At 43.4% G+C, this 26,810-nt stretch carries 29 protein-coding genes; 22 read left to right on the top strand and 7 right to left on the bottom strand.

Annotation, left to right across the window (positions count from 1 at the left end):
* The first annotated feature begins 18 nt into the window (after positions 1-18).
* The 3 genes from C792_RS0110455 to C792_RS0110445 are packed head-to-tail and all read left to right on the top strand — an operon-like array spanning position 19 to position 2,928.
* Complete coding sequence (locus C792_RS0110455) at positions 19-894, top strand: M23 family metallopeptidase (protein WP_017549396.1); 876 nt, start codon at positions 19-21, stop codon at positions 892-894.
* On the top strand, positions 891-1,766 hold the full coding sequence (locus C792_RS0110450; RefSeq protein ID WP_017549395.1) for a DNA-3-methyladenine glycosylase family protein: 876 nt from the start codon (positions 891-893) through the stop codon (positions 1,764-1,766). Before C792_RS0110455 ends, C792_RS0110450 begins: the two co-directional genes overlap by 4 nt.
* Positions 1,767-1,785: 19 nt before the next feature.
* Entirely contained in the window at positions 1,786-2,928 is a 1,143-nt protein-coding gene (locus C792_RS0110445; RefSeq protein ID WP_017549394.1) for a CapA family protein, read from the top strand.
* A 37-nt stretch (positions 2,929-2,965) separates the two neighbouring features.
* Here the strand turns inward: C792_RS0110445 and C792_RS0110440 are convergent, their stop codons facing one another.
* Positions 2,966-3,151 (bottom strand): hypothetical protein, encoded by a 186-nt coding sequence (locus C792_RS0110440; protein WP_017549393.1) that lies wholly within the window; start codon positions 3,149-3,151, stop codon positions 2,966-2,968.
* Positions 3,152-3,265: 114 nt separating this feature from the next.
* Here C792_RS0110440 and C792_RS0110435 point away from each other — a divergent pair, with 114 nt between their 5' ends.
* Positions 3,266-3,571, top strand: coding sequence for a thiamine-binding protein (locus tag C792_RS0110435; protein WP_017549392.1), 306 nt, complete (start codon positions 3,266-3,268; stop codon positions 3,569-3,571).
* Between the two features lie 172 nt (positions 3,572-3,743).
* On the opposite strand, the gene C792_RS0110430 is transcribed toward C792_RS0110435, so the two are convergent.
* Positions 3,744-4,082: a DUF779 domain-containing protein gene (locus C792_RS0110430; protein WP_017549391.1), complete on the bottom strand. Its 339-nt coding sequence runs from the start codon at positions 4,080-4,082 to the stop codon at positions 3,744-3,746.
* Between the two features lie 2 nt (positions 4,083-4,084).
* Complete coding sequence (exaC, locus tag C792_RS0110425) at positions 4,085-5,605, bottom strand: acetaldehyde dehydrogenase ExaC (RefSeq protein WP_017549390.1); 1,521 nt, start codon at positions 5,603-5,605, stop codon at positions 4,085-4,087.
* 140 nt (positions 5,606-5,745) lie between these two features.
* On the opposite strand from exaC, the gene C792_RS14475 reads away from it, so the two are divergent.
* From C792_RS14475 to C792_RS0110410, 3 genes are all read left to right on the top strand, one after another.
* A complete protein-coding gene (locus C792_RS14475) occupies positions 5,746-6,048 on the top strand; it encodes a TIGR04104 family putative zinc finger protein (protein ID WP_017549389.1) in 303 nt (100 codons plus the stop codon).
* A 108-nt stretch (positions 6,049-6,156) separates the two neighbouring features.
* Positions 6,157-7,773, top strand: coding sequence for a BCCT family transporter (locus tag C792_RS0110415; RefSeq protein ID WP_017549388.1), 1,617 nt, complete (start codon positions 6,157-6,159; stop codon positions 7,771-7,773).
* Between the two features lie 92 nt (positions 7,774-7,865).
* On the top strand, positions 7,866-8,393 hold the full coding sequence (locus C792_RS0110410) for a hypothetical protein (RefSeq protein ID WP_017549387.1): 528 nt from the start codon (positions 7,866-7,868) through the stop codon (positions 8,391-8,393).
* Positions 8,394-8,580: 187 nt separating this feature from the next.
* Here C792_RS0110410 and nagA read toward each other — a convergent pair whose 3' ends face one another.
* Positions 8,581-9,720, bottom strand: a complete 1,140-nt coding sequence (gene nagA / locus C792_RS0110405; protein WP_017549386.1) for an N-acetylglucosamine-6-phosphate deacetylase — start codon at positions 9,718-9,720, stop codon at positions 8,581-8,583.
* A gap of 137 nt (positions 9,721-9,857) precedes the next feature.
* Here nagA and nagE point away from each other — a divergent pair, with 137 nt between their 5' ends.
* The 4 genes from nagE to C792_RS0110385 all read left to right on the top strand — a co-directional run bounded on the left by nagE (position 9,858) and on the right by C792_RS0110385 (position 13,354).
* Positions 9,858-11,336: an N-acetylglucosamine-specific PTS transporter subunit IIBC gene (gene nagE / locus C792_RS0110400; RefSeq protein ID WP_026090320.1), complete on the top strand. Its 1,479-nt coding sequence runs from the start codon at positions 9,858-9,860 to the stop codon at positions 11,334-11,336.
* A gap of 88 nt (positions 11,337-11,424) precedes the next feature.
* A complete protein-coding gene (locus C792_RS0110395; protein WP_017549384.1) occupies positions 11,425-12,537 on the top strand; it encodes an iron-containing alcohol dehydrogenase in 1,113 nt (370 codons plus the stop codon).
* A gap of 72 nt (positions 12,538-12,609) precedes the next feature.
* Positions 12,610-12,840, top strand: coding sequence for a protease inhibitor I9 family protein (locus C792_RS0110390; RefSeq protein WP_017549383.1), 231 nt, complete (start codon positions 12,610-12,612; stop codon positions 12,838-12,840).
* Between the two features lie 19 nt (positions 12,841-12,859).
* A complete protein-coding gene (locus tag C792_RS0110385) occupies positions 12,860-13,354 on the top strand; it encodes a GNAT family N-acetyltransferase (protein ID WP_017549382.1) in 495 nt (164 codons plus the stop codon).
* A gap of 13 nt (positions 13,355-13,367) precedes the next feature.
* On the opposite strand, the gene C792_RS0110380 is transcribed toward C792_RS0110385, so the two are convergent.
* Positions 13,368-14,267, bottom strand: a complete 900-nt coding sequence (locus C792_RS0110380; protein WP_017549381.1) for a helix-turn-helix domain-containing protein — start codon at positions 14,265-14,267, stop codon at positions 13,368-13,370.
* A gap of 103 nt (positions 14,268-14,370) precedes the next feature.
* On the opposite strand from C792_RS0110380, the gene C792_RS14980 reads away from it, so the two are divergent.
* Positions 14,371-14,547 (top strand): hypothetical protein, encoded by a 177-nt coding sequence (locus C792_RS14980; RefSeq protein WP_017549380.1) that lies wholly within the window; start codon positions 14,371-14,373, stop codon positions 14,545-14,547.
* Positions 14,548-14,825: 278 nt separating this feature from the next.
* Positions 14,826-15,218, top strand: coding sequence for a (deoxy)nucleoside triphosphate pyrophosphohydrolase (locus C792_RS0110370; protein WP_017549379.1), 393 nt, complete (start codon positions 14,826-14,828; stop codon positions 15,216-15,218).
* An 87-nt stretch (positions 15,219-15,305) separates the two neighbouring features.
* Here C792_RS0110370 and C792_RS0110365 read toward each other — a convergent pair whose 3' ends face one another.
* Entirely contained in the window at positions 15,306-15,722 is a 417-nt protein-coding gene (locus C792_RS0110365; RefSeq protein ID WP_017549378.1) for a DUF2188 domain-containing protein, read from the bottom strand.
* A gap of 68 nt (positions 15,723-15,790) precedes the next feature.
* On the opposite strand from C792_RS0110365, the gene C792_RS14910 reads away from it, so the two are divergent.
* The 8 genes from C792_RS14910 (at position 15,791) to C792_RS0110320 (ending at position 21,994) form a co-directional block, all read left to right on the top strand.
* Positions 15,791-15,934: a YjbQ family protein gene (locus C792_RS14910; protein WP_017549377.1), complete on the top strand. Its 144-nt coding sequence runs from the start codon at positions 15,791-15,793 to the stop codon at positions 15,932-15,934.
* 76 nt (positions 15,935-16,010) lie between these two features.
* Positions 16,011-17,537 (top strand): recombinase family protein, encoded by a 1,527-nt coding sequence (locus C792_RS0110355; RefSeq protein WP_017549376.1) that lies wholly within the window; start codon positions 16,011-16,013, stop codon positions 17,535-17,537.
* Between the two features lie 315 nt (positions 17,538-17,852).
* Entirely contained in the window at positions 17,853-18,128 is a 276-nt protein-coding gene (locus C792_RS0110350) for a helix-turn-helix domain-containing protein (protein ID WP_017549375.1), read from the top strand.
* A gap of 174 nt (positions 18,129-18,302) precedes the next feature.
* Entirely contained in the window at positions 18,303-18,887 is a 585-nt protein-coding gene (locus C792_RS0110345) for a recombinase family protein (RefSeq protein WP_017549374.1), read from the top strand.
* 90 nt (positions 18,888-18,977) lie between these two features.
* A complete protein-coding gene (locus C792_RS0110335) occupies positions 18,978-19,349 on the top strand; it encodes a hypothetical protein (protein ID WP_017549372.1) in 372 nt (123 codons plus the stop codon).
* A 67-nt stretch (positions 19,350-19,416) separates the two neighbouring features.
* On the top strand, positions 19,417-19,794 hold the full coding sequence (locus C792_RS0110330) for a hypothetical protein (RefSeq protein WP_017549371.1): 378 nt from the start codon (positions 19,417-19,419) through the stop codon (positions 19,792-19,794).
* Between the two features lie 152 nt (positions 19,795-19,946).
* Positions 19,947-20,621 carry a DUF4145 domain-containing protein gene (locus C792_RS0110325; protein ID WP_017549370.1) on the top strand — a complete coding sequence of 225 codons (675 nt, stop codon included), beginning with the start codon at positions 19,947-19,949 and terminating at the stop codon, positions 20,619-20,621.
* Positions 20,622-20,641: 20 nt separating this feature from the next.
* Positions 20,642-21,994, top strand: a complete 1,353-nt coding sequence (locus C792_RS0110320) for a PIN-like domain-containing protein (RefSeq protein WP_017549369.1) — start codon at positions 20,642-20,644, stop codon at positions 21,992-21,994.
* 2,201 nt (positions 21,995-24,195) lie between these two features.
* Here the strand turns inward: C792_RS0110320 and C792_RS0110315 are convergent.
* On the bottom strand, positions 24,196-25,479 hold the full coding sequence (locus C792_RS0110315; protein ID WP_017549368.1) for a DEAD/DEAH box helicase family protein: 1,284 nt from the start codon (positions 25,477-25,479) through the stop codon (positions 24,196-24,198).
* Positions 25,480-25,785: 306 nt separating this feature from the next.
* On the opposite strand from C792_RS0110315, the gene C792_RS0110310 reads away from it, so the two are divergent.
* Positions 25,786-26,790, top strand: coding sequence for a hypothetical protein (locus C792_RS0110310; RefSeq protein ID WP_017549367.1), 1,005 nt, complete (start codon positions 25,786-25,788; stop codon positions 26,788-26,790).
* Positions 26,791-26,810: the final 20 nt, after the last annotated feature.

Raw genomic sequence — 26,810 nt, 5'->3', positions numbered from 1 at the left:
ACGTATGGAGATGATCAGATGGCGAAGGACAGAGTATTTCCGGAAGAGTTTGGATATCATTTCTCGGAGGGGAACTTCAAGCGCATATACAATCAGACGATCAGAGATTTCCGGCTGAGCATGGGGGAGGATGAATTTACCGCAGCCGCAGCGGAGTTCAACGATGGCGCCGGACGGTTCTCCCTGAAGCGGACAAATCAGCTGGAGCCGGGTATCAAACGCTATCAGTGGGTGGCGGAGGAAAGCGGCCGCATGATTGTTACCGCCTTCAACAATGAAGGGGAAATCATGGGCATACAGTTTGATATTTACGAGAAGTTCGATACTGACAGGGAATCGACGATCAACAGCTACCGCGTACCGTTTACAGGGGAATGGTTCGTCCTCTGGGGCGGCACGGACAGCTTTCTGAACTACCACTATTCCCATATGCACCAGAGATACGCCTATGACTTCATCAAAAAAGTGGACGGCAGGGCATTTTCCGGGGATCCGGGTGAGCTGCTGTCCTATCATGCATATGGTGAGGAAGTTGTGGCGCCGAGGGCGGGCAAAGTCATCCATGTCATCAAGGATGTGGAGGATAATGCACCGCACCGTATGAGCATGGTATCGCCGGAAGGCAACTGCATCATCCTGGAACACGGCTATGATGAATATACGATGCTTGCGCATCTCCGGGAGCATTCCATCACGGTGGCAGTCGGTGATGAGGTTGAGTCGGGCCAAAAGCTGGCACAGTGCGGAAACAGCGGTGCTTCGGATACTCCACACCTTCACTTCCATGTGATGAACGGTTCCCATCCATATGAGTCGGAATCCATCAGGATACAGTTCGCCGAAGGGCGCGAACCGAGGCAGGGAGACATTGTGAAAGGACAAAGAAGAATATGATCCTGCGGGCCAATGGTCCCTTCGATTTCGGAGTGATGTATGATTTCATGGAGCGTCAGGACGACTGCCTGTATCAGACCAGGGGTGGAAAAGTGCGTCGCGCGGAAATATTTGGCGGCAGGCGGGTTTTATTCGAAGTGTCGGAGTCGGCGGAGCCGGATGGACTCGAGGTTGAGATTTTACATGATGAGGGTGCAGGGGAGTGCGTGGTCAGTGAATATGTGGCAGACTGGTTCGATCTGGATTATGATCTGGAGCGTTTTTACGCCTTTGCGCGCAGGGATGGGCGGTTTGAGGCGGTGACCGGCGAGTATTACGGGTTCCGCATGCTCGCTTATGTCAATGTAACCGATGTGCTGGTCTGGTCGATCATCGGACAGCAGATCAACATGAAATTCGCCTTTGAGCTGAAGAGGCGGCTCGTGGAATATTTTGGCCATTTCATCGAGTACGAAGGTGAAAAATACTGGATCATGCCGAGTGCCGGGGAACTGCTTACGCTCACAGTGGAAGATATGCGGGAGATGCAGATTTCAAGACGGAAGGCGGAGTATATACTGAATTGTGCCGAAGGGGTGGAGAACGGCAGTCTGTCGAAGGAATATCTGCAGAGTTTTGACAGTTACAGCGGGGCAAAAACGCATCTGACCGGAGTGCGGGGCATCGGTCCGTGGAGCGCCAATGTTGTGCTGATGCGAACGGTCAAGTTCAGACATGCGGTGCCCGTCGGGGATGCCGGTCTCCGGAATGCGCTCAAAATCACAGATGGCCTGGATGGGAAGCCCGGTGCCGAGTACATAGAGGACATCATCAGCTGGTGGGGGCAATTCGGTGCATATGCGACACTCTATATGTGGCGCGTACTTGGATAAAAATAAATGGGGGATGGATATGAAATTTTTATTGCCGGTATTGTTATTTCTGGGCCTTTTCGGAGGGGGCGGTGCGGATGCGGAGCCAAATGGGACATTCGAGAAGGAACTGGAGCCTGTGGAGGCGGCGGATGTGTCATCCATCATTGCGCAGAATTTTTCGCAGAGTTTCTCATTTGCGGGGGCGGGTGATGTGCTGATCCACGATCACCTGTATGAAGATGTGGAGACGGCGGATGGCTATGATTTTGCTTCGCGTGTGTCTGAAGTGGCGCCTTACTTGAATGACAAAGACCTTACTTTCCTGAATCAGGAAACACCGATTGGGGGGGAGGCACTCGGCCTGAGCGGCTATCCGAACTTCAACTCGCCGGTTGAAGCGGGCGATCTGCTGCTGGAGTTCGGTGCGGATATCGTGTCGAATGCGAACAACCATACCCTCGACAAGAAGGAGGAGGGCATACTCCGGACCATCAATCTGTTCGAAGATAAAGGGATTGAGTACGTCGGTGCCAACAAGAGTGCAGAGGATGCAGAGCGCGACAGGATACTTGAGTTGAACGGCATCAAAGTCGGCTTCCTGGGATATACATACGGAACAAACGGGATGCCGGTACCTGAAGGCAAGGACTATCTGGTCAATCTGATCGACGGCAGTCCGATCAACCAGGATATCGAGGCACTTGATGAGAAGGTCGATCTGCTCATCGTCAGCATGCACCAGGGGGTGGAATATGAAGAGTATCCGCGGGAGAATGACAGGCAGCAGATGATTGAGATGACAGAACGCGGGGCTGACATCGTTCTGGGCCATCACCCGCACGTGCTCCAGCCGATAGAGATAAATGAGACGGCGGATGGCAGGGATGCGGTCATCGCCTATTCTCTCGGGAACTTCTTCAGCGCCCAGCAGTCACTTGAAACGAAGCTCGGAGGCATCATCGGCTTCGATGTGACGAAAACCGGCGGGGAGACCAGTGTGGATGATGTCGAATTCATGCCGACATATGTGGCGAGTGAGGAATATGACAATTTCCGGCTTGTACCGCTTGCTGATGCCGGAGAATATGGTTTATCCGATGCGGCATCGGTTTATGAAGATGTCACTTCCCATATGACGGAGTATTCCGACGAGGTGGAAATAGTCGACTACATGGAATAAAAGACTGCATAGCCTTTACCGGCTTCCGCAGCCTCCATCATCCATTGCCATCTTTGGGTTTCTTCAGCACCGGTATCAGGGATAAGAGTCCGATGATGATGAGGACGACGGCGAGGATATTGGAGAGCGCAGGATTCACCCGGCTGCTGAGGAATATGTAGATGGCAAACAGTGCGATGATGGTAAGTGTGAAATTCAGCCACTTCATCCCTTTGAAATTCATGTGAACACTCCTTGTGAAAATGATTATGATCAGTGCGTTTACTTTAAAAGCATTTACGGCAATGTTATCATAAAATTGACAATCAGAAGCACATTTATCAGGGAGGAATAGAATATGAACTACATTATGGCTATCCAGCTGGTGCCCCATCATCCCAAAACGAGTGATTATCAATCGCACGTCAACAGTGCGATTGAGATCATCGAAGAAAGCGGACTGACCCATTTTGTCGGTCCGATGGAAACGACAGTCGAAGGATCAATTGATGAACTGATGAACCTTGTGAAGAAACTGAACCGTCATCTTGAAAATGAGGGGTGCGATCAGGTGACTTCCAACATCAAACTCATCCAGTCTGAAAAACCAATTAAAATCAAAGACATACTTGCCGATTACTACGAGTTCGACGAAGATGAGTAGGTCTGGACGCGAGCGGGGAGCCCGGGACGATTGTCCCGGGCTTTTTGCGCGCCTGTGCCATCAGATGGATTCCGGGGAGCAGGCATAAAAAGGACAACGTGTACATAGCACTCCGCCCATTGCCCGCAAAAAGCCATAAAAAAAACCGGGTATCCCCGGTTTCTGTCGAAATCTATCCTTCTATCGGTTCCGAACGGATATGGAATCTGACCCCGCGTGGACCTTCTATGCTGAACATGCCTCCGATGCCTTCCACGACATCCAGTGTGAGCCGCGTATGTTTCCAGTATTCGTACTGCCTGTGGTGCATATAGAACGGCACGCCTTCGACTTCGCCGAGTTTGACATCGGCATCCCCGATGATCATCGTACCTTCCCGGAAGCACATCGGACTCGATCCGTCGCAGCATCCGCCGGACTGATGGAATATGAGTGGACCATGCTCTTCTTTCAGATCCCTGATCAGGGATCTGGCAGCTTCTGTTGCATCAATACTGTTCAGCGTTTCCATTTTTAGAAGAATCCTTTTGGGGATTCGCTGTAGCTGACCAGCAGGTTCTTGGTCTGCTGGTAATGGCTGAGCATCATGAGGTGGTTTTCGCGGCCGATACCACTCATCTTATAGCCGCCGAATGCAGCATGGGCAGGGTAATCGTGATATGTGTTCACCCATACACGGCCGGCCTGGATTGAACGTCCGAATCTGTAGGCTTTATTCTGCGAGCGGGTCCATACACCGGCACCGAGACCGTACAGTGTATCATTGGCGATTGCAATGGCTTCGTCATCGTCCTTGTATGTCGCGACAGCGAGCACCGGTCCGAAGATCTCCTCCTGGAAGATGCGCATCGTGTTGTCGCCTTTGAAGATGGTCGGCTCGAAATAGTATCCACCTTCGATATCTCCATCCACTTCCTTGATACTACCGCCCGTCAGTATTTCCGCACCTTCCTTCCGCCCGATTTCAAGATAGGAGCTGATCTTCTCTTTCTGCTCTTTTGAAGTCTGGGCACCCATCATCGTATTTTCATCGAACGGGTTGCCTACCTGGATCTTTTCGACACGTTCGATAACACGTTTGATGAATTCATCATAAATATCCTCGTGGATCAGTGCACGTGATGGGCAAGTACATACTTCACCCTGATTCAGGGCGAACATTACGAGTCCTTCAATAGCCTTGTCCAGGTAATCATCATCTGCATCCATTACGTCTTTGGCGAAGATGTTCGGAGATTTGCCGCCGAGTTCCAGTGTGACGGGGATGATGTTCTGGCTGGCGTTCTGCATGATAATGCGTCCCGTAGTCGTCTCACCGGTGAACGCGATCTTGTTGATCTTGTCGTGGGTGGCGAGTGACTGTCCGGCTTCTGAACCGAAACCGTTGACAATGTTCACGACACCTTTCGGAATGAGGTCGCCGACAAGTTCCATCAGATGCAGGATGGTCGATGGTGTCTGTTCCGCAGGTTTCAGTACGACGGAGTTGCCCGCCGCAAGCGCCGGAGCGAGCTTCCACGTCGCCATGAGCAGCGGGAAGTTCCATGGGATGATCTGGCCGACGACACCGAGCGGCTCATGATAGTGGTAGGCCACTGTATCATTGTCAATCTGGGAAATGCCGCCTTCCTGAGCGCGGATGGCGCCGGCGAAATATCTGTAATGATCGACCACAAGAGGCAGGTCGGCATTCAGAGTCTCACGGACAGCCTTGCCGTTCTCGAATGTTTCAAGCACCGCGAGTTCCTCGAGGTTTTCCTCGATACGGTCGGCAATCTTGAGAAGGATGTTGCTGCGCTCGGTCGGGGAAGTCTGCCCCCATGACTTCTGCGCCTCATGGGCCGCTTCAATCGCCCTGTCGACATCCTCCTTCGTGGAACGCGGGACTTTGGACACGGCCTTGCCGATCACCGGTGATTCATTATCAAAATACTGTCCGCCTGCAGGCGGCACCCATTCGCCCCCGATATAGTTCTCATATTGTGCTTTGACCTTGTACTGTGCATTCTCTTTGTGCGGAAATTCATATACCATCTACCTTACCTCCTAACAGTTATACGTTAATTTTATCTGAATACTCAGCATTTTGTAAAGGTTTTCATACTTTCTGAAAACTTCTTGGTTGAAGAGTGGATTTACCTTATAATGGAATGATAAAAAGAGGGGGTGAAAATATGGGTGAATGCCCGTATTGCAATCACGTTTGGACTTATAAAGAGAAACTGCTGGGCTATGCAATAAAACCGAGGACCCGTATAAGGTGTCCGGGATGCCGGGAGTATTTAGAGCCTTCGACACTTGCGATCATTTATGATTATATTGCCATCCTTGGTGTGGCGCTGATGGTGTTCCTGCTGGTGCCCGTCATGCAGCTGCCGGCCGGCATATCCATTCTGATGAGCATCGCCCTGCTGGTAATCTATCTGGTTGTCTTTCTGCCGTTTACCGTCAGGTTCAAAAAATACCGCTATAAATGAACGGATACTAAACTTTACCGTCTGGACAGTTGATTTAATGTCTCACTGTGTTAAGATGAATAAGTTGCTTTATCCAACGTATCAGAAACTTACAAGAGGTGGGGAAAAATGAAAAAATACAGATTGATGGACTGGCCGACATTTGTCGTGTCACTTTTGATACTGCTTTCTGTTGTCATACCACTCATGGTGTTTCCTGAAGCGAGCAATATGATCATACTTGCTCTGAATAACATTGTGACGACGGGCCTTGGTGCTGTGTACCTTGCACTTGGGGGTGCCGTGCTTGCTTTCGTACTCTATATAGCATTCGGCAAATACGGCCAGGTGACTCTCGGAGAGGCAAATGACGAGCCGGAGTTCAAGACACTCAGCTGGGCGGCCATGCTGTTCTGTGCGGGTATCGGCTCAAGCATCCTCTACTGGGGGGTCATCGAATGGGTGTACTATTATGAGGCGCCGCCATTCCATCTGGAACCGAAAAGCGAGGAAGCAATCAACTATGCCAGCACTTACGGCATGTTCCACTGGGGACCGATTGCCTGGGCAATATATGTCCTCCCGGCGCTGCCGATCGCCTATTCGCTGTATGTGAAAAAGACGCCTATACTGAAAATCAGTCTGGCGTGTGAAAAGGTGCTCGGGAAGTACACGGAAAGATGGCCGGGCAAACTCATCGACATCCTGTTCATATTCGGACTGCTCGGCGGGGCGGGGACGACACTCGGCCTTGCCACACCGATGATTGCCGCAGGCATCGAATCATTATCCGGAGTTGACGGGCAAAACCTGATGCTGCGGCTTGGCATACTGGTGGCTGCAACATTGATTTTTGCCTTCAGTTCGTATTCCGGCCTGAAGCGCGGTATAAAGTTCCTCAGCGACATCAATATATGGCTGACGTTCATACTGCTTGCCTTTGTATTCCTTGTCGGACCGACAATTTTCATCATGGAGACGACGGTATCGAGTATTGGACTGATGTTCAGAGATTTCTTCCGCATGGCAACATGGCTTGAACCATTCGGCGGACAAGGTAGCATCCCGGAAACGTCATTCCCGCAGGACTGGACAGTGTTCTACTGGGCATGGTGGCTTGTGTATGCGCCGTTTGTCGGATTGTTCATCGCACGCATATCCAAAGGCAGACGCCTGAAGGAAATTGTACTGGGTACGCTCGTATACGGAACGCTTGGATCTGTACTATTTTTCGGGATACTTGGCAATTACGGCCTGTGGCTTGAACTTTCAGGCACATACTCGGTTACCGGGGTCCTGCAGAACCACAGCGGTGAAGATGCCATCATGGCAATCATCGCCCAGCTGCCGATGGGAGAGGTCATCACTGTACTGTTTCTGGTGACTGCACTGATTTACCTGGCGACGACATTCGATTCAGGCTCCTATATACTTGCCGGTACGACGCAGACCAAGGTTGATGGTGAACCGTACAGGTGGAACAGGCTGTTCTGGGCATTCGCATTATCCCTCCTGCCGTTTTCACTGCTTGTGGTCGGCGGGGAAGATTCATTGGGTCTGCTTCAGACGACTTCCATCGTTGCAGGGGTACCGCTGATAGCCATTTTCATCATGCTTATGGTGTCCTTCATCCGTACGCTCAGCGAAGACAGGGTCAAACTTGAAGCAAGGCATAACGCATACAAAGAAAGAGAGCGGAAGACACTTTCCATCACATACGCCAAGCGTGATAGATGGTGGGAATAGTCTTTCGGAAAGAGCACTTCCCGGTTGGTTCCGGGAGGTGTTTTTTAATGTGATAAACCCAGTCCGGGCACAAAAACATCTTTAGTGAGACAATGGATGCACAGTATTTTGAAAGGATGAGTGCAGTGATCATGTACAGGAAATGCGTGGACTGCGGCTCGCGCAAAACAGAAGAGTTGAACATGGATGAATATGTCTGCAGTGAATGCGGCCGGGCATGGGACAGAGCGGAAGCCTTTGAAGCTGCCTACAGAGAAATAAATGGTGTGAAAATATCCTATGGCGGCTTCAACCGGGGATTCAATGAAATAGAAATCGATCTGAAAACCGGAGGAGTCCGGCTGGGATCCACGCGCGGCAGGGTTGAAAAGACCGTAGCGACGCTCGGGGACAAGGAATTGACGGAACTTATGGAGATGCTTCGGGAGGTGGATATACTGAATTGGAAACGAAGTTATGACAATCCGTTCGTGCTGGAAGGCACACAATGGGAAATCGTGTTGAAGAGGGCAGCGGGTGAACTGATACGTTCGGGTAACAATGGTTTTCCGGGCGGCTGGGATATATTCTGCAATGAGATCGGGAAAATCGCCCAGGTCAGCCTGCCCGAGCCCCGGTGATGCACATGAATGGAGATGGGGCATAAGCCCTGGATATATATAAATAATCGATTATACTTTAAAAGACGGACGTCAGACTTCCGGGGGAATAGCATCGCGTGAGACTACAGGCTCACGCGATGCCCCGGAAAAGCCAACGTCCGTCTTATTTATGACTGGAATAGTTTAGTCCCAGCCTCCCGTTCATCTATGAAAATACTTTGCCTCTGACGATTGTAAGCATCAGGTCGGCTTCCCCGTCGTACAGGACGAGATCCGCATCCGCGCCCTCTTTTATGACGCCTTTCTGATCAGTGATGCCGAGTTCCCTTGCCGGATTGTAGGATGACATCTTCACGATATCCGGCCAGCTGCAGCCGGTGAAGGCGAACATATTCCTCACTGCCTGATCCATTGTCAGCACACTGCCGGCAAGCGTTCCGTCGGCAAGACGGGCTTCATTGCCCACTACAATGACTTCCTGGCCGCCGAGGTCATATCGGCCGTCGGGCAGGCCCTGGGCACGCATCGCATCGGTGATCATGATCATCCGGTCGGAAGTGATGTTGTCGTAGGCAAGTTTCACCATTGCGGGACGTGAATGGATGCCGTCGGAGATGATTTCAACGAAGGCATCGGACATATAGGCGAACCCGACGACGCCGGGCTCACGGTGGTGGAGGCCGCGCATGCCGTTATACAGGTGGGTGACATGGCTCACGCCATTTTTTTCAGCCTCAGTGAGTGTTTCATACAGCGCATCGGTGTGGCCGGCGGACGCAATGATGCCGAGTTCCTTGAGAGTCTCGAGGAATATGCCGTTTTCATCCTCCTCCGGTGCGAACGTGATCTGCCGGATCCTGTTGCCGGAAATATCCTGGAGACGGCGGATCATCTTTGCATCAGGTGTAATGATATGGTCCGGATGCTGCGCGCCGGGGTGCTTTTTGGATATGAAGGGGCCCTCCTGGTGGATGCCGAGCATTTCGGCACCGGACTGATAGGTGTAATCCGCAAGGTTCATGAGCGACCGTTCGACATCCTCGATCGTTGATGTCATAGTCGTCGCAAGGAACGATGTGGATCCGGTCTTCGGCAGGTGGGCGGAAATCTTCTCGATATATTCCATGTCTGCATCCATCGCATCAACGCCGTCTGCACCGTGGATATGCATCTCGATGGCGCCGGGCAGGAGGTAGCTGTGTTCAGCATCTATTGTGTTGTCAGCTTCCGGGCAGTTTTCCATCGGTCCGAAAGAATGGATTTTTCCGTTTTCTGTAAGCAGCCAATGATTCTCATGAACTTTCTCATGGGTGACAATATGCGCATTTTTTATAAGTAATTTCATCAGATCGCTTCCTTGTAAAAAATATAATTTATCATAAAACTTTAAGCGTGGGTAAAAATAGTATATCAAAGATATGACAAAATATGCTATATTGTAAGCGATAACATATATTAAAGGGTAAAAAGGGAGGAAAAAATATGTTACGCTATGTTCAAAATATGGGGAGATCATTCATGCTCCCTGTGTCGGTGCTGCCGGCCGCAGCACTGCTGCTCGGTATCGGATATGCCATCGACCCGACTGGATGGGGCGGCGAGAGTGTCATCGCCGGATTCTTCATCAATGCCGGCAGATCCATATTCGACCATCTTGCAATCATCTTTTCAGTGGGGCTTGCCTTCGGCATGTCCAAGGATAAGAACGGCGCCGCGGCAATTACAGGGCTGGTCTCATTCCTGGTAGTCACAAATCTTCTGAATGCGGAATCTGTGGCACTTCTGCAGGGAGTGCCGGCCGAAGAGGTCGGTGAGGCATTCGGCGTCATCGAAAACAACGTTCTGATCGGTATCGTCACCGGTCTGATAAGTGCTGCACTCTACAACCGGTTCAGTGAAACGAAACTGCCGCCGTACCTTGCTTTCTTCAGCGGCAGGCGCGCAGTGCCAATCATTGCGGTATTCGTCATGCTTGCGGTCACAGGCATCCTCTATGTCGCCTGGCCGCTGCTGTATAATCTGCTCTTCAACTTCGGTGAGTGGATCAGCGGCCTCGGGGCGGTCGGTGCCGGCATCTACGGATTTTTCAACAGGCTCCTCATTCCGACGGGACTGCACCATGCACTCAACTCAGTGTTCTGGTTCGATACTGTTGGGATCAATGATATCGGAAACTTCTGGGCAAGCGAAGGTGAGCAGGGCATAACCGGACGCTATCAGGCCGGTTTCTTCCCAATCATGATGTTCGGTCTGCCGGGTGCGGCACTTGCAATGTATCACACAGCAAAAACGAAATATAAGAAAGCGGCAGGATCGGTCCTTCTGGCAACTGCCCTGACAGCATTCCTTACGGGTGTGACCGAGCCGATGGAATTCTCATTCATGTTCCTCGCTCCGCTGCTCTATATTGTCCATGCATTCCTGACAGGACTGTCCATGTTCGTTGCAGCATTGTTCGAATGGACGGCAGGTTTCGGTTTCAGCGCCGGTCTGATAGACTTTGTGCTGAGCACGCAGGTGCCGATCGCTAATCAGCCGTACATGCTCATCGTGCAGGGGCTTGTGTTCTTCGTCCTGTACTATGTGATTTTCAGGGCGATCATCACGATGCTCGACCTCAAGACACCGGGGCGTGACGCGTCTGTACTGGCTGAAGACGGTGCCTCCACCGTTTCTGATGACAGCGCATCTGAAAGCATCTCAGACGGTAAGCCCGACGACAGGTATTCACAGCAGGCTGACAAGATCCTCATCGGACTCGGCGGCAAGGAGAACATCGACACGGTGGATTACTGCACGACAAGGCTGAGGATAAATGTCCACGATGACTCTAAGATCGACGAAGGCCAGATTAAGACTTCAGGTGCCCATGGTGTGGTCAAGCCGGGCAAAAACAACGTTCAGGTTGTTGTAGGTACGGAAGTTGAACATGTGGCTGAAGAAATGAAACGCATGCTCTAAAGTTTTTCAAGGCATTCCGGATTACCGGAATGCTTTTTTTAGTGATGGCGGGAATTTTATTATATAATGGCGGCAAAGGAGGGGAATCATGTTCTCATTCAATAACCCAGTAGAGATAAAGTTCGGGGAAGGTATCTTCACCCGGCTGAATGAATTTGTTGAAGACTTTGGCTTTGAACGGATTGTCGTGGCGGCATCAGGATCCCAGGTGAAGAATGGTGTCGTGGAACTGATCGAATCATTGCTCGGGAGCAAGGTGTGTGAGGTGGTCACGGGAATCGAAGCGAATCCGACGCTCGCGAATGTCGAATCGATTGCCAGCGCAATGTATGAGCATGATGCTCATGCCGTGATTGCAACGGGCGGCGGCTCGGTGATGGATGCAGCAAAAGCAGCTGCGGCATCGTATATGCAGGGCATCGGTGCCGGTGAACTGTTCGGGCATACAGATTTCACAGAAGCACTGCCGATCATCGCAATCCCGTCTACGAGCGGCTCCGCTTCGGAAGTGACGCCGACAAGTGTCATCAGTGATAAGGAAAACGGTTTGAAAGTGCCTTTGGCAGGAAAAGGCCTCTATCCGAAGCTTGCGGTTGTGGATCCGGAGCTTACATTTACATGTCCGCCCAATGTTACGGCCGTCTCGGGCATCGATGTCATCTGCCATGCGCTTGACTGCCTCGGCTCGGTCAAAAGCAATCCAATATCCGATGCGCTTGCTGTCCGTGCGGCGGGACTTGCGTTCCGAAATCTGGAGACGGCATTTCTTGAGCCGGAGAACAGGGAAGCACGCAGGAACATGTCGCTCGGCAGCATGCTTGCCGGTGTGGCCTTCAGCCAGACCGGTACGACGGCATCACATGCAATGAGCTACTATCTGACTTCCCATTTCAACATCCCCCACGGGGAGGCGTGCGCCTTTTCACTGGAGGAATGGTTCGTCATCAACGCCGAGGCGGACCCCCGGCTGAATCAGCATGCAAAGGACATAGGATTCGAAGATGCCGGGGACCTCGCCCGCGGGTTCAATGAACTGAAGGGTAAAGTAAGACTGAGGCTGACCTTGAAAGAACTTGGCATCGACCGGGAAGCGGTGGAAGATATCGCAGAGGAGACACTGAAGCAGGCGAACATGAAAAACAACATAGCACAATTGGGCAAATATGAAATAGTGCAGCTGCTTGAACGAAAAGAGGGGTGATCTTTATCCAGGGAATTCCTGTTTTCGGCAGGGGTTCATGCTGCGCTGACTCTACTTGCGGGGTGTGGCTGTATGGAAGAGAAAAAAGATTATCTGGTGAGTGTCAAAGCACCTTTCACCTTAAAGGAGTTTGAGGTGTTGAACATCGCCGCGGATGACATAAAACATGAATACTGGATTATGCATATGTACCTGATCACCCTCAATGAAAACCAGGTGGCTGAACTGAAGGCGCATGAAAATGTGAAATATGTCGAAGAGGATAAAGAAGTTTCAACCCCGGAAGAAGGACGGGATGAATAGGGACCGGAGGTGCGTGCGGATGAAGCTTGTAATCAGGAGACCGGTAATTTCTGATGCACTGAAGGTCGCCGTAATATGCAGTGAAGGCTGGCGCCAGACGGTGGAAGGGACGATGTCCGAACCCTTCCAGCGGAGCATTGTTTCCTTCTGGTACACAGAGGAAAAGGTGGCCGGTGATATCAGGCATGGCAGCTACAGCTATGTTGCCGAGGTGGATGGTGTAGTCGCAGGCGTCATCGGCGGGGGCATGACGGCACTTGATACATCCGAAATATTCGTCTTCTATGTAGACCGGAAGTATCGCTTTCGGGGCATTGGTAAAGAACTGCTCGCAAAAATTACAGAGAGCCACAGGAAGCGGGGCGCAGTCTGTCAATGGGTCTCCGTGCAGGAAGGAAATGGATACGGCCTGCCGTTTTACGAAGCGAGGGGTTTCGTATACCAGCATGACAAGAAGACGAAGACCGCAACCGGAGAGGTGCAGGTATCCCACCGATTCAGGAGAAAATTATAAACAGCCTGTCTGGTTACAGGCTGTTTTCGCTTTTCTTTAACGACTTTATTTCTCTTTTTGCTGCAGTGAGATGATCTTCCATTCTGTCTCTGATTTCCTCGAGATGAAAAGCGGATTCCGCTTTTTTAAAATGTTCCTCAGCGTTTTCACCATCATTTAAAGCAAGATAAATAAGGCACATGAGATAATGCGTCTTCCCCAGATAGTACATCGTATTGTGTTCCTGAATCCGGATGAGCAGCTTAAAGCAGATATCGAGAGCCTGGACATCCCTGAAATTGCTGTAAAGACTGTTTGCGTAACCATAATACAGCTGGATCAGCATATAATGGTCAAAATAATGGCTGTCTTCATGTGCCAGAATGCGTGTCCTGTGGCGTGTGTACAGTTCAAGTGCTTCCCCATATTTGTCCTGGGTGATGTACAGGTCACCGAGCGTATTGATGATTTCAAGCTCGAGATCCGACTTGTTTTTCTTATTTTTCATCAGTTCAACCAGGATCTTCTCTGCCTGATCATACCGTTCTTCATTTTTTAATACGATGGCGGAGTATGTTCTGAAAAGCCTGTCGAAATTATTATATTTCAAATCAAAAGACGGATTATTGTTTATCGTCTCTTCTGCATCTTTTAAAGTCATCTTCAGCATATCGGGGTGCCGGAAGTAGACGTATTCACGCAGTTTCTCCAAATAATAGTCAATGAAGGCATATTCTGAATCCTCATCGACGAATAAAGTCTGCATGCTGATGCCGAGCCGCTGGCATAACTGATACAGTACTTCAGCAGTGATGGCAGTATCGCCACGCTCGAAGCGGTAGATTGTCGTCATGCCACATATGCCTTCAGCAAGATCTTTATGGGTTAATCCTTTCAGCTGCCGTATTTTCTTGAATTGCTCATAATACTCCATAAATATCCTCCAGTTTGTTCACAATTTTTGCATATGTGAATATTGATTAAATATTTAGAATACTACATAATGTGATTATAGACATTGATTGGTGGTGAATGGGATGAAAAAACTTGTCAGCGTAATGATTTTGGGCCTGATGCTTTTCGGTGCAGTGACTTTCAGCAGTCCGGAAACAGTAGAAGCGAGTACTGTTAAGTCGGATGAGCCGGTCTTTACTGTTACCAGCGGCGGTCCTTACATGTCTGATGGTAGACTCCGCCCCATCGATGTTTATTAGCAACTTATAGTAAGTTCATTTTTTCCTTACCCTTAATTGGATTTACCCCTGCCTAAGAAATGCACCCGACCTCTTAATAATTTCAGGCAGGGGCTTTTTTTATGGCCGAAATATGCAGGCTGTATATAAATTATTTTGTTTTCATATTAACATACCCAGATTTTAAATACTTTAATGTCCAAATTAAATTTATTTATCATAATTATACATTTGATACGATTTAATTTCATTATTGAAGCAGTTTGTTATAATTGGGGAAAAAGATTTCGGAGGAAGACATGAAAAAATACATAAGAGTGGTCGGGGCTGTCATCGTAAATGAAAATGATGAAATTCTATGTGCACAGCGTCCCGAAGGGAAAAGTCTTGAGCTGATGTGGGAATTCCCCGGCGGTAAAATCGAGGAGGGGGAGGAACCGCTGGATGCCCTGATGCGTGAATTGGAAGAGGAAATGGGCTGCCGGATCGAAGTCGGGGACAAGATCACCACGACTGTCCATGAATATGATTTCGGGGTAGTCGAGTTGACGACCTACTACTCCAAAGTGATATCCGGTGAAATCCAGCTGCTCGAACACGTCGATATGAAATGGCTCAAAAGGGGAGTCATCGATGAGCTGGAATGGGCACCTGCCGACATACCGGCGATTGAACTGATTAAAAAAGGATAGTATCTACATGTGAAGGGGCGCTGTTCCTTCTGCAATTGAATACACAGGTATGAAAATTGCCCCGATCATCTGATCGGGGCAATTCAGCTAGTCATCCTTTTTATGGGTGATGACTTCCGCGCCGCGATTGTCGGCAATCTCTTTTGCCCGCTTCACGGCATCATCCTTCGTGGCGTACGTGCTGCTCGGGCGTTTCGCCCCTTTTGTCTGTACTTTCCATTCGTCATCTTCGTAGAAGACTTCGACGTCGTTATCAGCTATCCTGCCGCCCTGGGTACCCGGATCGTTTTCATGCTGTGTGATATCTTTACGCTCAAGTTCCTTTAATTCTTCAGCTGTTGCACCTTTATACCAATCTTCGGCCTGTTCGATCCCAATCGGGATGGCCCGGTTATCGTCATATCCTTCTTCGAGCAGTGCATTGATGATATCAATCGCCTTTCTCCGTTCCAGCTTTTCCATGTTTTTCAGTGAATCCGGATAATCATTCGTTGTATAAGGCATTCCGATATCTCCTTTCATCAATCTCTAGTAGTATAGTACCCACAATACTGAAGATTAAAGGTGATAAAATGCTATTCAAGTATGAAGTGGAAACCGACCGGCGGGAGACTTTCGTCAACATCGATTCACTTGTGCGGGAAGCGCTCGCGGAATCCAAGCTGAAAGGCGGTGTGGTGGTTGTCTTCACACCGCATACAGTAGTAGTCACATAAATACAGTTATCTCTAATGATAGTACTGAGCACTAGAGGTAGCTGTGTTTAGAGTACTATTATTGGAGGTTTGCAGAGTGGATAACAGTAAAAAAGCATGTATTTATCTGAGGCTCAGTAGAGAGAAAGGGGAGGATGAGGATAGCTTAAGTAATCACAGGACTACTTTAATGGGAATCGCTGAAAGTCAGGGCTATAGCTATGTGATATACAGTGATGGCATAGCATCCTCAATGGACTCAGATAGAGAGCAGTACAATATTATGCTTAAGGATATTAAAGCAGGAGAGTATGATGCAGTATTTGCTCATGATATTGATAGGCTCAGTAGGTCAGGAGCTACTTTAATGGCATTGGCAGAGACCTTAGAGATGCACTGCCCTATATTCATTACTCCTACTGCAGAGTATGATCTGAGAGAGGATAACAATAAGCTGTTATTTTCCTTTGGCTCAGTTATTGCAGATGCTGAGTACAGGCAGATCAGAAAGAGATTATTAGTAGGAAAGTTAAATAGTGCTAGAGCAGGTAAGTGGCAAGGCAATCCTACACCTTATGGGTACATCAGAGACTCAGAGGGCAGGCTTACTCCTGATGAGGAGGAGAGCAAGGTGTATAGGTATGCTGTAGATTTGATGCTACAAGGCATGAGCTATCCATCAGCTTGCAAGAAATTAAATGCAGAGGGCTACAGGACTAGAGATCACAGGCTCTTTAGAATGAACTCAGTTTCTAGAATGATTAATAATCCTGTGTATAGGGGCATCCTTAACTACAAAAATGCACAGGGATCTGTAGAGGTTAAGGATGCTCATGAGCCTCTAATTAAGGTATCAGAGTATCAGCTTATCTCAGATTTAGTACAGCAGAGGACTAAGAGTTACAATAGAACTAGATCTACTACTAGCTTTATAACCTCAGGGCTATTTATATGTACTAAATGCAGTAATAGGATGCTAGTTAATTCTACAGCTAACCCTAAGTATAAGAATTACAAAGAGACAGGAGAGTACAGGGTAGCGAATATATTAAAGAAATGTACTAATAAAAGTTGTAAAAACTATGGGCACTCTTTGGAAAAATTAGAAAAGGCTATACTAGAAGAAATTAAGAAGTACAGTGTGGAAGTAGAGAAAGAACTGTCTAAGATAAAGACCCATGACAATACAACTATTGTTAAAAAGTATCATGATAAAATTAAAGATGCTGAGAAATCTTTAGCAAAGCTAGAGGATAAAAAGGAAAATCTACTTTCTTTGGCTGTAGATGGATTGATAGATAAAAACACCTTTAAGGAGAGACAGCAGGGTATAGAAGAGGAGAAAGATCACTTAAAAGATGTAGTAGAGAGTTATAAGGAGAGTCTTATAAACTTAGATACCTCCACTTATGAACAGAGAATTAAATACCTTGTAGATAACATCAAAAATATTAGAACATCTAAACAGATTAAAGAGGATGCTGATTTAACAGATAAGGATAAAAAAGAGTTGGTCACAAATATAAATAACTTCCTAAAGAGCATTATATCTAAAGTAGAGTATCAGAAAGATGAGCAAGGGCAGAAAGTAAAGCCTACACTGACAATAACATGGGCTGAGTAGCTACACAGAGACACATAGAGAGTTATAACTGGGTAAGTCACTCATATCAAGTAGTTAACTCCTCTTTAAATGGCACTCACAGCATCTAAACAGTATCTAACAGCCTCTGTCACAGTTAGGGTTGTTATTCTAACTATAGTACTAGATACACCTACAACAGCATCATACTTTAATACTTTTCCTCTCTAATGATAGTTTATTTATTCTCATTTGAGGCTATGGCTAAGGCTGTAGCCTCTTTTTAATCTGTGATATAATTATGTTGATTTAATAAATGAGAATGATGTAGAGAGACATGGGAGAGGTATGTAGGGAATGGACAAAGTAACCTTATATAATTTACTGATAAAATTGAAACCATCTACACTAAGGCTATTCTTAGGAATGTACAGCCTTTCAGAGGATACAGGAGAAGTACAGACCTCATTTAATGACTTAAAGGACAGGCTAGGAATGGCTAAGACTACCACAAGTAGAGGGATGCAAGAACTAGAAAAATTAGGAATACTAGAGATTAAACTAAACAAGGGCTTACCATCTGAGTATAGGTTGAATATACCTGATGAGTTTAGAAAAGATAATAGATATTAATATATAGTTATTGTAGATTAGGCAGGGCTAAACAGCCCTGTCTTTTTTATTTTTTACCAAAGTGTAAAATCTCCAAAATATATAGTGGTATTATATTGATACCAGTATTTCACAGTGGTATATTACTTATACAGGTATCAAAATGATACTACTAATGAAAGGAGATAACAAAATATGAACTATGGCTACATGAGAATCAGTACCCTCAATGAGTCGCAAAAGTTTGATAGGCAGGAGCAACAACTAGAGCACTGTGATTACATTTACAGAGACAGGATCTCAGGTAGTAAGAGGGATAGACCTCAGCTCAATGAGCTACTAGATCAGCTACAAGAGGGAGACACTGTATATATTGTTAGCATTGATAGGCTCAGTAGATCTACAAAGGACTTGCTAGAGATAGTGGAGATCATTAAGAATAAAGATGCCTCCCTTAAGTCTCTCTCTGATTCATGGTTAGATATTTCAGGAGAGAGCATAATGTCAGATTTTCTACTTACAGTTATGGGAGCACTTGCTGAGATGGAGAGAAAACAGATACATCAGAGAGTTAAGGAGGGTGTAGCTGTAGCTCAGTCTAAAGGAGTGCAGTTTGGCAGACCTAGAGCTAATAGTAATAAAGTGGCTCATGCTTTGGAACTGTACAGCAAGGGAGAGCATACAGTAAAACAGATCTCAGATATTACTGGAATTTCAAGGGCTACCATATACAGAAAGCTAAAGACTGAGGGGGGAGGCTGTTTAAATGGATATAGATAATCTTGTAATACTTACATTCATAGCCTCAGCACCTGCTTTAATACTTATGAACCTATTAGAAAGTACATTTATTAAAGGGAGAATTTAAACATGACTAATAACAAAACAGATTACACTGAACTGAAAAAAGAAATAGCTAATTCTAAAGTTAGAAAGTTTAGAAGTAAAGAGTTTACAGATCATGAATTATTGTTTATTAATGCTATTCTTGATAGTGGTAACTATAAAATTAGTGAGACATTAGAAATTGTAACAAATGATCAGTTTATTCTATATCAAGGAATTACTGAATTATCAGAAGTAGCTTATCAGTATTACAAAGATCAGAAAGATGGAGCTGTTGCTGATATGGGGAGTTTTAGCCTAGAACTTGTATATGAATTAGAACAGTTTGTAGATTGGCATAAGTGGGGGAGAGAGTTACAAAAAAATTTAAATTTATTTGGAGCAGTAGAGGTATAATATTGTTAAATGACTAGATCAAAGAATTACATTTAGTTATTGAAAAAAGTAGAGGGGATACATGGCAATGAAAAATTTGAAATTACAGGGCTATAGGTTTAAAACTGATTCTCTTAAATCAGGTAATGATTTCACAGAGTTTAGGAATACACTTAAAAGTAGTTTGATTAAAGGCTCTTATTTAAAGTTAGATGGAGATATTTTTAATGGCTTATCAGGGAATATAGATAAAAATAGTTATCAAAGAGCTTTAAGAAATGGGCTGAAAATATCAGATGCTTTTGAGCTAGAGCCTATTGAGATGTATTTTGTCATGGATGTAGCTAATACTGAATCAACTTTTTACAATGAATATTATAAGCAAAGTATACAATTTAAGAATGAAAAATCAAGGGTTAAACCAGTATTATACAGCGTGCACAGTTACTTATATCAAAGATATTAAGTGATGCAATTGAAATATTATTGTTAGATTTACTGAAAATACTTATAATTGTTTAGTTAATTAAGAGCAGGTAACAGAATACTGCTCTTTTTTATATGGTATAATTTGTATGATGATTCTGATTTTGTGAATGAAAGGATATGTGCTATTAAATGGGATACATTAGACAGATTGAGGATAGTAAAAATTTAAATTACTTGGAAAAAAAACCTGATAAATGCCCCTTGTGTAAGAATTTAATAATACCTAAATATATTCTTATACATGAAAAACAGTATAGATTTCATGAGCTTTTATGTAAATGTCCAAATGGAGAATGTGAATCACTATTTTTTGCTGTGTATACTATGAGTACCATAAGACAACCAGGCGATACTAATAAATTTAAATTATCATATCTTTACCCCCAGAGTAAAAGTTATGAAGAATTTCCTAAAGAAATTAATGAGTTATCTCCAGAATTTATAAAGATATATAATCAAGCATTTAATGCAGAACAAGCGGAACTTAATCTTATTTGTGGAGGTGCTTATAGGAAATCTCTAGAATTTTTATTAAAAGATTACATAATAAGTGAACATCCTGAGGATGCAGAAACTGTTAAAGCAATTCATTCAATTCAAAAATGTATAAATGATTATATAAGTGATTCAGATATACAACAAATGGCAGAAAGAGCTACATGGTTGGGGAATGATGAAACTCATTATACAAGAAAATGGGAGGGGACAGACATTAATGATCTAAAAAATCTGATAGATCTTACTGTCTATTTTATTGCTATGAAAATAAAATCACAGAAATATAGAGATGAAATGAAAAATTAAAAATGTTTAGGGGGCTTAAAATGTTAGAACAATTTAAAGGATTTATTAAATATACAAAAAAAGAATATGAGGACTTGTTGGATGAATCAATTATAGTGGTGGATACAAATATTTTATTATATTTTTATAAATATCCCTCAAAACAGAGTGCAGGGCGACTATTAGAAATTTTACAAAAATTCAAAGAAAAAAATAGATTATGGATACCGCATCAAGTTGCCCTAGAGTATTTCTTTAACTATGAGGATAACATGTATAATCAAAAAGAGGGATATGAAAAAATAGAAAAAAATTTGAAAGGTCTAATAGATGAGGCGAAATCTTTTTTACAAAATGCTCAAGATGATAATCCTTTTATTAGGACTGAGGATTTTAATTTTTTTATTAAAAATTTAGATGAATCTAATAAAGAGTTAGAAGAAAAAGTAGAAGAAGAAATAAATGATTTACCTAACTCAAATGAAATACATGACAGGATATTAGAATTATTGAATAATAATGTTGGAGAGTCATATAATCAAGATGAGATAAATAAAATTGAGGAAGATGGGAGAGAAAGGTATCCTCTTAAAGTCCCTCCTGGTTTTAAAGATAAAACTGATAAAAAAGAGTATAGGTCTTATGATGGTATCAAGTATCAACTCCAATATGGCGATTTAATAGTATGGAAACAAATAATTGATAAAGTTAAAGCGTGTGAAAATGCTAAACCAGTGATATTTATTACAGAAGATAATAAAGAGGACTGGTGGCATATTAAGAAAGGGGAGACTAAAGGACCTCACCCTAACCTAATTCAAGAATTTTTTAATGAAACAGGTCAAAATTTTCATATGTATAAGACAGTACGCTTTATAGAATATGCGAGTAAATATTTAGGTATAGATTTTAATGCGACACAGCTCAGCGAGGTATCTGCTGAATTAGAAAGCATTAGAACAGCAGAAGAGACAAAAGCAGATAATAAAAAGATTGTTAAAAACAAGGCGTATAAAAATCTAGACAATATAAATTATAGAAATATTATTGATAAGTCAAATATATCATTAAAAGAAATACTAGAGTTTTTACCAATAAATGAAAGAGAACAAAGTAAAGTACTAATAAAGAATGCTTTACATGCTAATAATGATGAAATATATCATTATAATGAGGCAGTTTTACAGATTATTGATAGAGTAATGCCTTACCTAGAACTAACAGCTAAAGATTTGTCTGCAGACATTGCTATAGAGGGTTATGTTGACTTAGCAAATAAATTCTTAGAAAAATTAAATTCATTACCTGAAGATATAGTTAAAAGAGCAATTATTCTTTTAGAGTTAATAAATGAAATGGAAATTTATTATAAAAATAATGGATTACCATTTTAAAGTAAATTTTGTTAAGGAATTATAGAAATATACTTATTAAAGTGTCTACTCTAATAGAAGTCACACTATTTTCATTGGTAATACCAAAAATTAGATAATAAGATTTTACATGTAATAATTAGAATAAGTTTAGTATCAGAGCAGGGACATTATAGTCTCTGCTTTTTTTATGTTGTCTGCTGATCTGTAATTTTAGGACTTAGAAATATTTTTTATAGTAAGGCTGTTTAAGTAAGGGGGGCTCACTATGTGGTCTGTGTATCTACAATAATATTAGTGAGGCTCTGTAGTGCTACTTAGTCTATAGTACTTGCTCTATGGTGCTCTAGTTTCCTCAGGAGCTGTAAAAAATGGAAAAGAAATAATTTCAGCACAAGATGCTCCTATATATAGGGTCTGCCCCCTCCCATACCCCCATGCTAGATAGATTATGCTATCTTTACTCTGATAACTATAACTGTATCAATATGAGGCTGTTCTGTGAGGCTAATTTAGAGCATCTGAAAGTGATTAATATAAAGGCGTTAGATTTATATTAAAGTTTGTCAGAATAGCTTATATTAGCTTGCACAAGTATTATTTCTGTTAGTCTACAATCAATTAATTAAAAGTATTAGCAGATCAGTAGAGAGCTGAGCAAAGACTATTACATTTAGCTAACTTAACTTATCATCATTATTTTTATTGTTACTGTTACTGGATTAGTACAGAACTCTTACTGTCTCAATAAGTAATGTTATTGATAGTTAAGTTACTGCCTTGATTCTATCAGCTTAGTAAAGTCTCATTAGTTAGTTTCAAAATGGTAGCTACAATATCTATGTATATTGCAGTGCTCATATCTATATATATATCTACACACTTCTATAGCTTTAGCCCTCTCATTAGTACAGTAGTAGCTCCTGCTGTTAGCTACAGTGCTCTGCAGTGAGTCCAGTACCTGCCTGATGTATCAGGAGCTTAGCCCTGCTGTTAGTTACAGTCCCTGCTGTAGCCCCACAATATATAAGCCCTCTCCTTGTGTCTTAGCTGTAGAGTAAGAGATTGCTCAGTACTTGCTCAGTACCTACCTAGCCCCCTCCCCCTTAATTAATAGCCCTATATATCAAAATGAGAAAAGGCTCTACAACAGTACTTACAGCCATTTTATTTTCAAAATAATACCCTAACACTTACAGCCCTTATATCTCTTAGGTTTTAATTAGTAGTACTGTACCTGACTCAGAATGATATTGTAGATCATATCAGGCTTATGTATTCCTTTAAGGAAACTGCAGGAGCAGGGGCAGGAATATGCTATAAATATTATTGTGTCAAGCGTTTACTCTTTACATAATAGCTACACCTATGAAATATTTCACTAATGGCAGTGGCAGACCCTCCTGATGTTTCTTGGGCTGTTTACCATGTAATCTAATGTAACCTACTGTGTAAGCTAATGCTCCTCACAATCGCCCTACAGTTATATACCTCCCCCTCCCCTTATTTCAGTAACCCCTGTGTAACTAGCAGTACCTGTAGTAGTAATATCTAACCTCACAGAGTATACAAAAATAACCTGCCAGTAACTGAATTAACAGCACTAACAGGGAGATAAGTATATTAAATTATATGTAAAATACAGTAGCAGATCTTTACTACAGTATGGAGTAGAAGACATAAAAAAAGTACCTGCTATTACTGAGAGCTAAGCAGTAAATAACAGGTAGTGACACAAAAAAGAAGAAAGAACAGTCTACATAGTAGACCACAAAAAACATAGCATAAAGGATTATACTTCTAAGGCTAAGTAGCTACCTGATATTAAAGTATTTGCTGAGGTACTGTTATAGTGCAAAGACCTAAGAGCATCTAAAACCTAGCCTGAGCTAAAGCTCATGCCCCCACCTAAATATAAACCTGCCTATATTGTAGAAGATATTACAGCAGTTAATTAAGAGGGTAGGGCGAGGGCAGGTAATGCCTGAGCTATGTAAGGAGCTTTAGCGACTGGAATATATAGCTGTCTTTACTGCTAAAAAGTTACTCAGTCTGTATACTGTTATTATAAGGGAGGGGGGTCTGAAGACCCGCCACTATAGGGTTTTGTAAAGGTTTTACTCAGTGGAGTGAGTAAGTCAGCTATATCAAGGGTTTCAGCTATTTGTAATAATACCCCTACTGTAGTGCACAGCAGAGGCATCATATTAATTATAATCCATTTATATTTCATTATTAAGATATTGCTCTAACAGTCTCCTCATTCTACTAGAGGGAATATAAATATCAATGGGCTGATTTACTCTAATTCTAGACCTGAAAATCCATTGTAATAACTCAGACAATGCAAATTTATCTTGATCTACCTTAGCCCCTCCATCTTCTACAAATTGCTTTAACATTGGATTAAGGTATCTGTTAGCTAAATAAATGCAAGTGGTCTTATTCTTGTAGTCATTAGTAGCCCTAGCTGTGACCTCCACAAATTTATTAGGCTGTTCATTGTATTCTCTAGTGAGTCCATGAGGTGCCAAAGCTTTTTTAATGCTATCATTCTCTCCCTTTATAGTAGTCCACATAACATCTTTAGCAGATGCCTTTATTTTGTTTCTGTAAAAATTGTAAGCATCTTTCTTAACTCTCTCTTTAAGCTCAATAAAAGCAGAATCATTAGCATACTTATCTAACTTAGTAGAGCTGAAAGCGTGGTATCCTTTACCAATATCATTTAACTTTGAATAATGGATATTAATAAGCTCCCTCAGGTGCTCCCTGTCCTCTGCAGTGTGATCTACATAATTGATTAGTTTATATCTGTTATCCTCAGGATCTAATTTAATAGCTTTGTAGTAGTAATCCACATCATGCATGTCATAGTAGTATTTCTGTAGCTGACCATCAAACATATAAGTCATTACAATAACCTGCTCAAAAGCTCTAAATGCTCTTACAGGCATAGTCCAGTACAGAGCTGTGTTATTATGAATCATTAAATTATTGCTCTCTGCTAACTCCTTGATGCTTTCAAACCTACCCTTATAGTCCTTTTTAGTCCATCTACAAGTACCATCAGGTTTTACATACAGTAATGGCTCCCCATTATGATTAGGTTGTGTCAGGTGCTGTAAATCCTCTTTAGTAATAGGCTCCTGTTCAATTACATTCATGACCTCATCTAGTATTAAGGTATAGCCCTGAACTTGAATTAAATCTATAAGAGCCTCATCTGCTTTTTTAAATAAAGCGTGAGTACTACAGATGTTTTTGCCCTGTGAAAGTAGAGTTTTAAAATGTTCTCTCTTATTCTTGCCTTTAAATTTCTCAGGCTCTACAAACTCCTTATTTGTTACCTCTCTTTTGACTCTTTCAACCTCATTAAGAAATGGAGTAATGTAAATAAATTTCTCAGATTCATGAGACCCATTCATATACTGGATAGCCCAACTAGTTTTACCTGATCCCATAATACTATCAATTACTTTTACCTTTAAATTTCTATTTTCCAATGTGTAGTCTCCTTAAAATATAATATCTTTCATTATTATTGTTAGGAGACTTTTTAAAGCTGTGACATGAGGGCAGTCACAGTTAAAACAGCATTTCTAAATATAGAGCTAAAGGGAGGAGATTTATATGACAGAAGTTAATCAGGATATCAATAGAGAGTCTACAGAGGTTAGTGTAATATTATCCTAAGTAACTACTGGGATAAGCCTCATCTAGTAGCCCTATATAGTAGAGAAATGAAATAGGTAGCAACAGGGGCAATTAATGAGAATAATACAGAGATTAAGAGAGGGGAAAGTAATAGTATGGCAGAGGAAACACAGAAAACAGAGTTTCAGGAGTTTATAGAAGAAAATAAACCCACTGGATCAGAGCAGACTGCTCTTTTACATGCCTATTGTAAGGTGCATTTTGGCACTACACAGGAGGCATACAGCAAGGAGCTTGGTTTCTCCAGTAGACTTTTAAGAACATACATATCAGAGCATAGAGAGTTGTATGATCAGGAGTTAAAGACACAGGAGGAGATTAAAGCACCTGAGTATGATCCTACAAGTCTAAACAGATCAATGACTGAGGAGCAACTTGATAAGTTTGTGCAGAATCTGATAGAGCAGGCGATTAGACCTGATGCATCTGTCAGACAACAGCAGTTACTCATAGATTTTACAGGGATGTCCTCTAATGAGGTTATGAATCTGCAAGCAATGAAACAGAGATCTCTGAGATGGTTTATTAAAAATGAGTTAGGCAGTATCAGCAAGTACTTAGATACAAGAGATCTAGGCGTAATGTTAAATGAAAGTACCCTGCTAGATTTAGGTACTGTAGAAACAAAGGGAAGTAGACAGAAGTTTGTAGATACAACCATATCAGATGAGGGGTTAAAGCTTGAGGCTCTTTATTATGGCATGTTGTTTATGAGTTTATATAATCAGGTAGAGCATCCGGATCTAAAGCTAATGCAGGAGGCATTAAGATTGGACAGGATAGAAAGAGGAACAGCTAGACCATTAAATAAAAGAGAAGTTAGATTGTATGCAAAGGGCAAGAATGTACAGAAAAAGGAAAGACTTAAGCTATCAGATGCAGAGCTAGTAAAGAAACTTTCTGTTGTATTTGATAAAAAAGAGGCTAAAGAGATAGTTAAAAATAGAGGCACAGCACTAAAGCCCACTGCTACACCTGAGGTTGATCCAGTAGAGGTTAAGGCAGGAGTTAGCAAGCATGATAAAGAACTGCAGGTAATACTAGATACACAAGAAGAAATAAGCAAAATGTTGTTAGCAGAGACTAATAGCAAAGACTAAATAAAAGGAGAAATGACTAA

This window comes from Salinicoccus carnicancri Crm, assembly GCF_000330705.1.
Classification (GTDB): domain Bacteria; phylum Bacillota; class Bacilli; order Staphylococcales; family Salinicoccaceae; genus Salinicoccus; species Salinicoccus carnicancri.
The sequence above is the reverse complement of the archived record's forward strand: the minus strand, read 5'-3'. Positions and strand labels throughout refer to the sequence as shown.